General features: G+C 35.5%; 13 protein-coding genes, 2 tRNA genes and 1 pseudogene. 5 read left to right on the plus strand and 11 right to left on the minus strand.

Going from position 1 to position 12,470, the window contains the following annotated elements; all coding sequences use genetic code 11:
* The first annotated feature begins 1 nt into the window (after position 1).
* The 3 genes from J4T77_RS05300 to ccmE are packed head-to-tail and all read left to right on the plus strand — an operon-like array spanning position 2 to position 1,555.
* Positions 2-1,045 (plus strand): biotin--[acetyl-CoA-carboxylase] ligase, encoded by a 1,044-nt coding sequence (locus tag J4T77_RS05300; protein WP_190321402.1) that lies wholly within the window; start codon positions 2-4, stop codon positions 1,043-1,045.
* Positions 1,042-1,179 (plus strand): CcmD-like small membrane protein, encoded by a 138-nt coding sequence (locus tag J4T77_RS05305; RefSeq protein WP_010962957.1) that lies wholly within the window; start codon positions 1,042-1,044, stop codon positions 1,177-1,179. The genes J4T77_RS05300 and J4T77_RS05305 overlap by 4 nt, the downstream gene beginning before the upstream one ends.
* A complete protein-coding gene (ccmE, locus tag J4T77_RS05310; protein ID WP_010082373.1) occupies positions 1,163-1,555 on the plus strand; it encodes a cytochrome c maturation protein CcmE in 393 nt (130 codons plus the stop codon). Before J4T77_RS05305 ends, ccmE begins: the two co-directional genes overlap by 17 nt.
* A 72-nt stretch (positions 1,556-1,627) precedes the next feature.
* On the opposite strand, the gene J4T77_RS05315 is transcribed toward ccmE, so the two are convergent.
* The 11 genes and pseudogenes from J4T77_RS05315 to J4T77_RS05355 all read right to left on the minus strand — a co-directional run bounded on the left by J4T77_RS05315 (position 1,628) and on the right by J4T77_RS05355 (position 8,567).
* Entirely contained in the window at positions 1,628-2,002 is a 375-nt protein-coding gene (locus J4T77_RS05315; protein WP_010082372.1) for a hypothetical protein, read from the minus strand.
* 97 nt (positions 2,003-2,099) lie between these two features.
* On the minus strand, positions 2,100-2,585 hold the full coding sequence (locus J4T77_RS05320; RefSeq protein WP_010082371.1) for a hypothetical protein: 486 nt from the start codon (positions 2,583-2,585) through the stop codon (positions 2,100-2,102).
* Positions 2,586-2,626: 41 nt separating this feature from the next.
* Positions 2,627-4,102, minus strand: coding sequence for a magnesium transporter MgtE N-terminal domain-containing protein (locus tag J4T77_RS05325; protein WP_038199255.1), 1,476 nt, complete (start codon positions 4,100-4,102; stop codon positions 2,627-2,629).
* 212 nt (positions 4,103-4,314) lie between these two features.
* Positions 4,315-4,390 (minus strand) — tRNA-Ala (locus J4T77_RS05330).
* 336 nt (positions 4,391-4,726) lie between these two features.
* Positions 4,727-5,533 (minus strand): reverse transcriptase domain-containing protein, encoded by an 807-nt coding sequence (locus tag J4T77_RS05335; RefSeq protein WP_255717882.1) that lies wholly within the window; start codon positions 5,531-5,533, stop codon positions 4,727-4,729.
* Positions 5,503-5,715 (minus strand): reverse transcriptase domain-containing protein, encoded by a 213-nt coding sequence (locus J4T77_RS07055; protein ID WP_255717883.1) that lies wholly within the window; start codon positions 5,713-5,715, stop codon positions 5,503-5,505. Before J4T77_RS07055 ends, J4T77_RS05335 begins: the two co-directional genes overlap by 31 nt.
* Positions 5,715-6,038, minus strand: a complete 324-nt coding sequence (locus tag J4T77_RS05340) for a reverse transcriptase family protein (protein ID WP_233640996.1) — start codon at positions 6,036-6,038, stop codon at positions 5,715-5,717. Before J4T77_RS05340 ends, J4T77_RS07055 begins: the two co-directional genes overlap by 1 nt.
* Positions 6,001-6,129, minus strand: a complete 129-nt coding sequence (locus J4T77_RS07060; protein WP_255324786.1) for a hypothetical protein — start codon at positions 6,127-6,129, stop codon at positions 6,001-6,003. Before J4T77_RS07060 ends, J4T77_RS05340 begins: the two co-directional genes overlap by 38 nt.
* A 403-nt stretch (positions 6,130-6,532) precedes the next feature.
* Positions 6,533-7,519: pseudogene (locus tag J4T77_RS07615) on the minus strand (hypothetical protein); the annotation flags it as partial.
* Positions 7,520-7,571: 52 nt separating this feature from the next.
* On the minus strand, positions 7,572-8,468 hold the full coding sequence (locus tag J4T77_RS05350; RefSeq protein ID WP_006280506.1) for a cation diffusion facilitator family transporter: 897 nt from the start codon (positions 8,466-8,468) through the stop codon (positions 7,572-7,574).
* A 26-nt stretch (positions 8,469-8,494) separates the two neighbouring features.
* Positions 8,495-8,567, minus strand: a tRNA-Val gene (locus tag J4T77_RS05355).
* Between the two features lie 250 nt (positions 8,568-8,817).
* On the opposite strand from J4T77_RS05355, the gene J4T77_RS05360 reads away from it, so the two are divergent.
* The gene (locus J4T77_RS05360) at positions 8,818-12,201 is read left to right on the plus strand and encodes a peptidase M2 (protein ID WP_190321429.1); all 3,384 of its coding nucleotides are present in this window, start codon (positions 8,818-8,820) and stop codon (positions 12,199-12,201) included.
* 28 nt (positions 12,202-12,229) lie between these two features.
* On the plus strand, positions 12,230-12,376 hold the full coding sequence (locus tag J4T77_RS05365) for a hypothetical protein (RefSeq protein ID WP_190321428.1): 147 nt from the start codon (positions 12,230-12,232) through the stop codon (positions 12,374-12,376).
* The last annotated feature ends 94 nt before the right edge of the window (positions 12,377-12,470 follow it).

Raw genomic sequence — 12,470 nt, forward strand, 5'->3', positions numbered from 1 at the left:
GGTGACCCCTGAGGGTTTTCATATTCATCATTACAAAAAAGTTTCAAGCACTAATAAAGAAGCGTTGGATTTAATTGATAAAGGAATATCAAATGAAACTATTATTGTTGCTGATAAACAAACAGAAGGCAGGGGGCGCACCGGAAAAAACTGGATTTCTCCAGAGGGTAATTTTTATGCAAGTTTGGTAATAAACCTTTTTAACGATTATCTGAATGAAAGCCAGCTTTCGGTGTCATTCCAGCGCGTGACGCTGGAATCTAGAAATCAAGAAGAATGGTCAAGCACACAACTGTACAAACGTTGTGGTATTCCCACCAAGGATGATGTCATCCGAGTAGCCTGGCACTGGGATCCAGAAAACTTAATTACAAATGGGCACATCAGGCAACTGTGTAATAAGAACTGGATTCCAGTGTCACGCACTGGAATGACACCACATACCACCTGCAAATTGCAATGTTCGCATAGTTATGTGTCAAGCACTGGGGAAAATACTGGGATGATAGAAAGAGGTTTAATGAATCAAGTTAGCAAATTAACAGAATTGACTTTTGTTACTGCTCTTGCTGTTGGAAATGCTATACTGTCATTTATAAATGGTCTAAATCTCCAGTATAAATGGCCAAATGACATTCTAATCGATGGCAAGAAAATAAGTGGAATATTGCTTGAAAAAAGATCCAATTCGAATTGGCTCATTATAGGAATTGGAATTAATGTCAGTCATGCACCACTTCCAGGAACAACGTGCATTAGCAATTACGGTGAGTCTGTGTCTAACATAGATCTGTTAAAGAAATTAATAATAAATTTTAATAAGCTAAGAAAGCAATGGCTACTTGATGGGTTTTATGCTATAAGAGAAATGTGGTTAAAAAAAGCATTCAAAATGAATGAGCAAATCAGTGTAAAGTTAGCTGACAAATTGTATGAAGGAATTTTTGCTGATATAGATAAAAGTGGTAAATTGGTGTTGCAGCAAAAGGATGGAAGCTTAATTTATTTTGATGTAGGTGAGTTATTTATTGATAATGCATTATGAATACATATGTAATTTTTGCTTACCTTATTAGTTTCACGCTGATTGCTGGAGAGCTAATTTTTACCATTTCTTGTTATACTAAAAGTAAAAAAATTCTAGAAAGCCTGAAAGATAATCATGAAGAAGAAACATAAGCGATTACTTATAACTTCAGGAATTTTCTGCTTTTTAAGTTGTGCAGTTTTTTTTATTTTAACAACGCTCAAAGAAAATATCTCATTTTTCTATACAGTAAGTGAGGCAATAGTTTTACCAAATGGTCAAAAACTAATCCGTGTTGGTGGAATGGTTGTTGAAAATAGCGTGATACGCAACGAAAGTGAAGTGATTTTTCAAATGACAGATTTTAATAAGAGCGTTATGGTGAAATATCAGGGAATACTTCCACCAATGTTTTCAGAAAAAAGTGGTGTTGTTGTGCAAGGTAAAATGTTTGATAATAGTACTTTTCTTGCAGATACAGTGTTTGCAAAACATGATGAGAACTATATGCCGAAAGTTTTAAAATAGATTCCTTAACCTGGCTGTATTGAAACGGTATGTAGAGAGAGTCACAGCCTAGAGACTATTACTCTTTCCAGTTTAACCCCAATCTGGTTCATTAATGGTATTGTTTTCTAATTCCTCTACTTTTGTCTGTAAGTTATTCAGGCTCTGTACTAAACCACTATTTTCATTACCAACCTTTGTAATTAGCTCGTCAAGCTTACTCCTTTCTTCTGTTAGCATGTCATTTAATTGACTGATAGAGTTGCTATTGTTATGCAATACATCATCCAATTCAGGAACGAATTTCGTGTTCAGCTCTGCGATTAATTTATCTAAAGCTTTGTGGACATAACCAAGCTGCGCTGGATTTCGCGCAACTGTTTCATCATAACCTTTAGGTTTGGTGTTAACTTCTATTTTGCTTATTACTTTAAGTTCGTTTTTGCTTTCTTGTTTACTATTATTCATGCTAACTCCTATAAAAAATTATAATTTTAAAATCAATTCAGCTACATTGAAGTGGTATGTGGAAAGAGTAACAGCTAGCAAGCTATTACCTTTTTTATTAAAGCAACCCGTTCTCTTCGCCAGTAGCATGAGGGAATATGGAAGCTTCTGCAATGCCTGGCTGATCATCACGAAATTCCTGAAGCTCATCTCGAAGAGTTTGAAGTTGACTTTTTATTTCAGTTGTATTGTTCCCTATATTTGATATAGTTGTTGACAGTGGCTCCACTATGCCAGTTGTAATGTTACTGCTTAAACTTGTGTTATACTCATTAATACTGTCTATCAAGCCATCATAAACCTTTTTAAGGTATGTTATAGCTGCGGCTGTTTGCTTCATTTCCGCTATAGGTATTTTTTCCAGTGGCTGATTTATATCAAAATCTAACTCCTTAGCACCTTTTTCTTTATTCTGAATTTTTACTGAATCTATACTTGGTTTTACAAAATCTGGTTTTGTAAAAACCGGGCTCTCAAGTTTTAGTAATTTACTTTGGTCTGAAGGCTCGTCACCAAAATATAATTCTACATTGTTTTTACTCATAATAAGTTACCTCCTATAAAAAAATTGATTTTCATAAATTGCTACCATACAAGTAGCATTGAATCGTTATTGTTTTCTACTATTGTAAAATCTGGAGCTTCTGCAATGCCTGGCATATCGTCCTTGATTTGCTTGAGCATCTCAATCATTTCCTTGTTCTGTTTACTCTGCTCGTCAAGTTTCCCTTTTAATGCATCAATAATAGCTTTAGACTGATCTTGATTGCTGAGATCACCGATCACAGCTGTCACTTTCTCATAAGGCAGTTTGTGAATGATGTCTTTAAGCTCTTCTGCGCCTACGTTATCCAAAAGTTCTTTAAACTGCTCATTAGACATATTGCGAGCAAAAGCTTGAAGTTTGTCTGGGTTGTCAACTAAAGACTTAATGATAATCTGAATCTTATTAGAATCAGTTAAATCCTGAGCAATTGCTTCGAGTTTCTCAGGATCAAGCTTATTAACTAAGTCTTTCAGTTGTTCTTCTTGCAGACTATTTACTAAAGCTTTCAACTGATCACCTTCTAATTCTTTGGAGAGTATTGTCAAGTGGTGCTCAGCCAAGTCTTTTGCAAGCACTGTAAATTGCTCGTCATTTAAAGTTTTAATAAGTGCTTTGAACTGATCCACTTTTAAGTGAGGTAAAATTTCTTTTACTTGCTCTGAATTTAATTTTCTCACTAGAGCTTCAAGCTGAGTATCATTTAAAATAGGAACAATTATTTGTAACTTTTCTGGATTTAGTTCCTGAGCGAGGGTTTTTAGCTGGTGATTGGTTAGATGATCCACTAAAGCTTGGAGTTGTTCATCTGTTAAGTTCTCTGCTAAGGCCTGCAACTGGCTTGAGCTCAGTTCAGGAATTATTTTTTGCAGTTGCTCGTTACTAAGAGTATTGGCAAGAGTTTTTAGTTGGCCGTCTGTTAGGCCCTGAATAAAAACTTTAGTAAACGCGTTTGATAGCAACAGTAGCACATCTCTTATATGTCTCTCACCGTAGTATAACATAATGTCTTGTAATACCTCATTGTCAGGTGAATCGATTATATTTCCTGCCTCGTCTGAAAAATAATATTTATTGTTGCCAGTATCTGAATCTTCCCATGTTACATATTTGTATTCCAATTTTTTTGATTTAATAGAACTGCTACACATAGTTTTGAAAGGCTGCACAAGCTCTCTTGTATATGATAACTTAGCCAACTCATTACCGTAATATACAAATGTATGGTTACTTTTTACATAATCTAAGTTAGAATCACTTTTATAATCTTTGGCTACCAGATTTCCTTCATTTTCTTCCTCCAGACATATGTAACTGTCTAGGCAAGAACTGCTGCAAAGTTTTATAGGCAATAAGCCTAGTACTACATCGTTTTTATCATCCAGCGATACAAGCTCAACTTTTTTAATAGGCATTGTAGGATCATTACCTTCAGGCCACTTTATCCTTGTAGTCGGGGTTTTTCTAAACACCTCTTTTCCAGGTATCATCTTAAAAACATGCTTTTTTCCACTCATAGGCGTTACCAATAAATTAATTGTTAGTATTCTAACATTTATTGATTAATTTATTGTTAAGTTAGTATATATTACAATTGTAATAACCAACATTACTTGTGTAGAGAAAAGTTACGAAAAGAAATAGAGATTTTCAGGGAAATAGTATAAAATCCTCATAGATTAAAATAAGCTGCTTTGACAGGTTTTGTGGCGGCTAGAGCTGTATAGACTGGTGGAGGCAAGCGGGATCGAACCGCTGACCTTCTGCGTGCAAAACAGATGCTCTACCAGCTGAGCTATACCCCCAGGTAATTCTTGCTTAAAGCATAAATCACTCAGGCTGAAATGCAAGAAATATTTATCTATTAGGCTATTGCTAAATAGTGTACAAGTTCTGCAGGGTGTATACACTTCTCTATTTTTTTTGTCTCCTTAGCGTTATACGTCACACCATCCAAATAAATCTGTGAACTGAAAATTAACAAGAAGTTTTCCTTTGGAAATTTTTTTAAATTATTCATAGATTTTTTTAGTCTGGTAGAGACTCATGACCTTGAAACCAGCGATTTGGTCTCATAACCATAGTCTCCCCAAAAGAACCGTGCTTGCGGATTTCCCGCACACGGCTCCACAATACAGCGTTCACACTAGTGCTCCTGTGTATAAAGAAACATATACCTTTGGTTTTGGTAATGGATTTACTTTTAAATAGTGTATAAATTGTTCCCAATCCATACTTTTCTTTTGACTACGTCGGTTTATCCACTTAAATGCTAACTTTGTTACCGGTCGATAGAATTGAATCAAACACCGATAATTTCCGCTAACTCCGAAGTAGCTATAGTGTCCTGTTAGTTTGGCTTTAAGTTTCTGCCACCAATCTTTGAAACAGATACGACTTCGTACCATCTTCAACCATTCTTTGATTTCTTTAATCTTTCTGGCTAGGCTTATTTTTGAAGTTTTCTGCTTCATCATAAGTTTACCATTACGACTTTTTCCACAATAATGTGTAAATCCTAGAAAGTTGAAGCTAGCCGTCCTACGTTTCTCTCTTTCTGCTTGATACCATTCTTTCTTACCAAACTTTACTATTTTTGTTTTATTTTCAGCTATTTCCAACCCAAATTTACTTAGTCTTTGTTTCAGTAATTCTAGAAATTCTTTTGCGTCTTCTTCCCTCTCGCAGCCAACTACAAAATCGTCGCAAAACCTTATTAGCTGTAAATATCCTCTGGCTTTTGGCTTAAATTTCTTTTCAAACCATAAGTCCAGCACATAGTGTAAGTATATATTAGCTAATACAGGGCTTACTATACCACCTTGTGGTGTGCCTTGATCGGTTGCTTTATAACATCCAACTTCGACTATTCCTGCCTTTAGAAATCGTTTTATTAACCACAATAAATTTGGGTCAGCTATTCGTTCCTTAGACAATTCATTAGCCATTTATGTTGAACATTATCAAAGAACTTCTTGATATCCACTTCTACAATATAGTTAATTGGTTTGTGCATAACTGCTTTATCTAGAGCGTTTATCGCCTGATGACAATTTCTTCCTGGTCGAAATCCATACGAGCTGTCCATAAAGTTTGCTTCATAAATATTTTCTAATATCTTCTTTAGCATTACCTGTACCAACTTATCTTCCGTTGATGGTATTCCGAGACCGCGCTTCTCTTGCTCCCGGCTTTGGGTATGTATACCCTTTTCACTGGTAGCGGTTGATATTGTTTTCTCTTCATACTATCCACTAGTGTTTTAAGTTTCTCTTCTAGATTTTCTCCATAAGCTTCCACTGTCACACGATCTATACTACAAGCCTTGTTGCGTTTTAGTTCCTTATAACACTCTGCAAGATTCTCTTCATTAATCAAATGAACTAATGATGTAAATTTTACTCGCTTATCTTGCTTAGCCCTTACTGCTATCTGGTTTAGTTTTCCTTGCATACTCCTCTAATCTCTGTTGTATTGGTATAGCAATCCCTATACCAGTCACTATATTGCTAACCGCTTCCCCTTGTATGTGGCTTTCCCACACTCCGAGTACTATCAATTAGTCCGACTTCCTTTGCATCTTCCTCCAGTCCTCGCCTTTATTGACTTGTTCCAGAGTACCCTTACAGGAATACAAAGGATCTCCCAAGTTCACGTAAGGTCCATCTCAACACATGACGCGGCCTTCGATCCCGATGAGGTGAGTAATATCTTGCCTTAGCGTTATTACCCATGTTGCCTTCCACCAAATGTAAAGTGTCAGCCCCCATGACGCGTGAATTACGGGACTCAATACCTTCACTTTCGTTGCACCCTATGTTGTCCATTCCATTAGCTTTACTACGCTCGTTACCTTACGCAGCATAATGGTTTGTTCCAGGTTGCCGGCTAAGCTTTACCCGTGTTGGATTTTCACCAACTGTTCCTTACGCACTTCTTGGCGCACACATAAACTCACGTGCTTTATTTTGTGCTTCTGAGAGCAACATTTCCCTTGGGGGAGTAAATCTAATTTCTGGATCAGGATGAATACCCTCTAGCGTGCTTAACATTCTATAGATAATACCGGTGAAGCAAGTGTTAGGAATTCGCTCTTTTCTAGAGAAAGTTTGGCTATCAATTAAATTAGAAATCAATGCATCCTTTTTACTCTTAACGGCTTCTCCGTCTCCATCATTGCAAGCCCTTAAAACTAAAAGCAGAACCTGCCCACCTGTAAAGCCGGAGCTATGCTTTTGATCATCTTTGCAAAAGTCATCTAAAAATGCAATTACTCTTCCTTTATCCTCATCACTAAACTCATATGAATTGTTTATATATCCAATGAATTGAATATATTCATCATTTTTGATTACGTCTTCAGGTACTTGTTCACTATACTTACCTTTTAATTTATCAATATTTTTAATGATATCATCATTTAATTGATGGGGCAGTCAATGTTCAAGCTTAACATCAAAACTATTAACCATACCACGTAAATTCTCTTTTATACCTTCCAAAAAGAAATTTATAGAAGCTTTAAGCAGCGTAAATGGGTTAAAATCTTTTGGCCTTAGTTCACTCTGCAATAAAATTAATAGCATTGTAAGTGGTATAGTTCCCAGTAACGAAATAAGCAAGAAAGTGGTAGTGAAAGTTAGATATGTTATGAAAGCAGAAAACAAGAGGAAGGCTGCTACCTTGATTGTATTGTTTTTAAAAAATATTTCCCAATATTCCCTTTTGCTCATTTTTTGCTGTTTTGCCGTTTTTATTTCTTTGTAGATATAAAGAGTTTTAATTTCAGACCTGAAGAACATAGTACCAAGAGAAAAAAGAACATTAACAGGATTAGTGATAATGCTTAACGAGACAAAAGCTCCAAAGTAGCTAACAAATTTTAGCTTACTAGAATCCTTTGAAGGAAATTGTATTTGAGAAATACCTATCATAGCTTACCTTCAACATCATTACACTCTAGTAATAGCATAATAATTTAAAACGTCAATGTTTAAGTATCTTATTATCCGCACACTCATCGTATTCGATCTCGACTGTAGAGTGTGCTATCTCGAACTTATCTAGCAATATTTTTTTTATTTCATATAAAACATTGGTGTGCTGCACATTTTGCTTTATTTTAGCATGCATGGTAATTATAAAATAATTATCAGACAGCGACCATGTATGTATGTGGTGCACATCTATCACTTCAGGTAATTCTGATGTGATCTTACTTTTTATCTCTTCAGCAGATATACCCTCAGGCGTACCTTCAAGGAGTATATGGCAAGAATTTTTGAGAATTTTATAGCCGCTATTTAGAATTATCACACTAACAAATACTGATAAGATTGGATCTACTATTTGCCATCCAGTAAGCATGATAATTATAGATGCAAGTATAGCAGCTACAGAACCTAAAATATCTCCTATAACGTGTAGTACAGCACTTTTTATGTTTATATTGCTCTCGCATTTACTATGTAATATAAAAAAGACTATTATGTTAGAGACAAGACCGAGTGTAGCAATTATTAACATTACTTTCCACTCAACATTGACTGGAAAAATAAACCTCTTTATTGACTCAATTATAATGATTACTGCAATGAGGAATAGAGTTAAACCATTAACAAATGCTGCAATTATCTGCAACCGATGATATCCGTATGATCTCTGCAAATCGGATTTCTTAGCTGAAAACCTATGTGCTAACCAGCTTAAAACCAAGGCAAAGAGGTCAGTGAGCATATGCCCTGCATCTGATAATAGAGCAAGCGAATGTGAAATTATTCCACCTACTATTTCCATAAACATTGTTATCGCAACTATTATTATGGAATAGATTAAGCGCTTGGACTGCGCTGCTGAGTGTTTACCGTTATGCACTGCTGTCATATAAAATCTTTTCATAAACAAAAACGTGGGTAACACTGGGTTCGAACCAGCGACCGCTTGCACGTCAAGCAAGTGCTCTACCAACTGAGCTAATTACCCATCGTGGTTTTAGTATAGTGCTTTGGTGGAATGAAAGTCAATAAACCACTTTGCTTTTGTCCTTGTCCAATGTGATTCCGGAATATAGCTGTATAGAATTTCAGCCATATTCTAAATTATACATATTAAGTTAACTATCTATACTTTATTTATTAAGATATAAATTATATTAATACAGAGATTTACGTTTTTTTTAGGGAAATTACTTTATGCTTGATATTGAAAGATCAGCAAATTAGAGGTTAAAATTATGACAATTAGTCAACAAGTAAATAAAAATATAACTAAAGCAGAATATTTCAACAATAACGGCAAAGGGTTTAATTCGCCACATGTTATAGAAGTTGAAGATTTAAATATTAAAGTAGAGGTTTATTCTCACAATTTAAGAGCAAGTAAAGTTGCTAACATTGAAAGTGAGATAAGAGAAACAGCTACTAATTTTAAAAACGCATTCGAGTTAGAACGCGGCAGTTCAGAACAAACATTTAAAATTTACATGTTTGATGACAAGGATGATTACACTCACCTTGGCGGAAGCGAGCGTTTCGGTTCTTACCTTGGAGACGAAGGTGGTAAATGTTACTACAAAGGGAAAGCTGACGTTTTTGCTGAAATGTACGTCTACCAGCAAGGTGGCATTCATAACCTTCAGCATGAATTTGCACATGGTTTAACTTACTTGGCTACAGGAGGCAAATCTTTACCTACAGTATTAATGGAAGGAATTGCAGACTACTTTGAGCATCATTCAGATCATAAATTCAATTCTCAAGGATCAAGTATCGACAAAACTGAAGCTGCAAATTTGGATTTAGATAAAATTTTAAGTTTAGAATACTCAAAGGACAGCGAAGCAAATAGCTTGGTTTATAAAACAGGTCATGCGTTGATAATGTACTTACAGGAAAAAGATCCTAGTTTATTAAGAGACTACCTAGATGCTTTACGTCAAGGTAACTCAGATGAGTCAAAAAGTTTCTTGAAAGACATAAAAGGACACGATACTGACTTCAAAAGTTGGCTTGCTGAGAATGATACAGAAACTGCAATGGAACATCTCAACGCTTTGCAAGTTACAAAAGGAGATTTCATAGCAATTGGTCAAGAAATAGTGGGTGGAGAAATTAAAAACGTATCCTACTATAAAGCAAATATAGAAAAAATGGATGGAGAAAACGTTGGAAGTTTTTCTCCTGTAGAACACGTTGCATTTTATGATGTTGCTCGTGCTATAAATAGGGCAACAAATGATACACTTGATATATCAAAGGAATATCATTTCCTCAAGGTAGTAAAAACTTCCGATGGACAGGATAAACTAACTTACTCTGACCAACAAGGTAATGAGTACCGAAACAGTCTAGAGTATAAAAATCAGGCTTTTAGAATGCTATCAAAGTATGATGAAAATTTAAAGAAAGCTTATGATGATGCATTAAAAAATCTGGATGAGCAGAAGCAAATGGAATATCCCAAGATAAATAAAGAATATAGCGAAGGGAAGATTTCTTACGAAGAGTATTCAGACAAATATTATTCAATTCCCTCCAAATATGAGGAATTAAAAAGTACCTTACTTGATAAAACCATAAACACTGGCTTAGAACAAGTAAAAGCGACTAAGAACATCGACGTAGAAAAGATGTTAGGAGAGATGATCAACATCGATTCAAACTTGAGAGGTACAAATCATATTGATCTACAAGAAGGTAAGATTTTTTCTATGCAAGCTCATGGTCAAGGAGATATGGGTGCACTGTCTATATATGACGGAAATACAAAGCTTGGAGAATTATTGAGCGAATCAGGATTTTTTAAGCAAGTTGAAGGCCAAACTAAAGAAACTTTCGTTTTTGAGGATATATTGCACAACTTAAATGTTTCATACGAAGGCGGTGCTTACATGGCAGTTACAAAAGAAAATGGTCATTATAAAGCTTCCCTAATAGATGGCAGAACAGTTGAACGCGATGAATACTTTGATGAAGCGCATTTACATGAAAATGAATTGTTGCATCCTAGCACTGGACACATCCAAAAAGATTTAGATTCTCTGCTTCTTAGAGGTACCAAAATTTTGAATCATCAGGATTCAGAACATGCACAATATTCTGATGAGCAAAAGGCAAATGGAGTAATCGTGGAAAAAGGAAAATTACTGGATAATAAGGGAACAGATAGGACAGACGATGATGTATATGAAGCTGTCGTAAAGCAAGGAGACGAGCGCTTACATGAATTTAAAAATATGGGCTTTTATATTACCGAGAAAGGTGATCTATTTATTCATGACCATGGAGCAAACGTAAGGTTTCAACTACCACAAAGTATTACTCACCTAAAATTAGTGGAAAAAGATGGAGCATATAAGCTTGTTCCGGTGACGAAAGATGGGAATGAACATCCAGTAGGTATGCCAAATATATCAGACGAATATAGATATATAGATCCAATATTTGCACATGAATATGAAAAGAGAGATTATTCCCATAAACATGTAAATGTGGGCCTTATAAACTTAGAGAAATATGGCTCTGGCAAACTTTTTGCTATAAAGTACGACCCAAATGATTATCACATACAAAGAAACTCCAGCGGTGAAATAGTTAGAATAAAAGATCAAACATATTTCACTAAAGTAAAATTGTTTGATGGTGATGAAGAAATTGGAATGTTGTCTAATAACTTTCACAATTTCAAAGGGAAAATATTCTTTTCTGCTGACTACAACTACAGTTATAACGATTTCCTAGCATCTGTTTCTCCTCAAGTTGAAATTGAAGATATGGGAAATGGAAGTAAAAAAATAACTTTTGATCAAGGCAGTGGCGATATCGGTGATACTAATAGAGGCTACACGGACTATCAGAGAATATTTACAAAAGAGAAACAAACCGAAAGTCCAAAAGGGCAAGTAAGTGAAACTAAGACAGAAGTTCATAGTACTACTAATGTTGTTGCACAAGCTGCTGAAGAGAAAACTGCATCAAACGACAATAGTGAAATGCAGTCTGATCAGCCACAAATTCCAACAAGGGCAAAAAGGTCAGCTTCAGTGGAGGAGAAAGAGCAAGAACAGGTAGTATTAAAAGACACAATTCTCAAAATAGAAAAGAGCTACGAGCAGGACTCAGAAGGGAAGCATAAGGCAAATGTAACGATAAATTATAATGATGTGAAAGCCTTGTATGATAGAGCGGAAGGAGCAGAAAAGCAATCTGTGTTAGATTTTTGGAACAAACTGCACACATCAGATTATAAGGTTGGTGCTTTGCCGGAAGACAAATACTATTTTGAAAAAGGCAAATTCGTAATCCACGATAGTGGCACAAAGAAGCTTATAGTGTTACCTGAAGATAAGGTGTCCATCAAGATAATGAAGGATGGTGATAGTTATAGTTTAGCTATATCAAGTGGTAATGGCAAAGTAATAAACAGCATTAGTAAAATAGATAATCCAAATTACGAATTGCTGTCAGATTCAAGTCATTTCAATTCAGGGGAGCAAGATAATATTGTATTATCAGATCAATATCACGAATATAATCTTTATCTAGAGAATGGTTTTGTGAAAATGTTCGATTGCGCAAGCGATCACATTTATCACGACCACAACTCGGCCTATATCTAATACATACAAGGAGGGCAGTGCCCTCTTCTTGTCATTCCAGTGTCAAAAGCACTGCCGTCTTGGATGGAAACCAGCGTCACGCCATGGAATGACAGGGTTTGTCATCCGAGTAGCCCCTTCGGTGTCATCCCAGTGCCCAGACACTGGGATGGCTTTGTTGCATCGCTACTTATGAAAGGCTAACTATAATTAGGATTATAAGCAACCTATTGAAAATCTTGTTTTTTTGCAATCAATCTGATCAAATTTAAGAATAGTAATTTATTATT

The organism is Wolbachia endosymbiont of Drosophila innubila (assembly GCF_021378375.1).
GTDB lineage: Bacteria > Pseudomonadota > Alphaproteobacteria > Rickettsiales > Anaplasmataceae > Wolbachia > Wolbachia pipientis.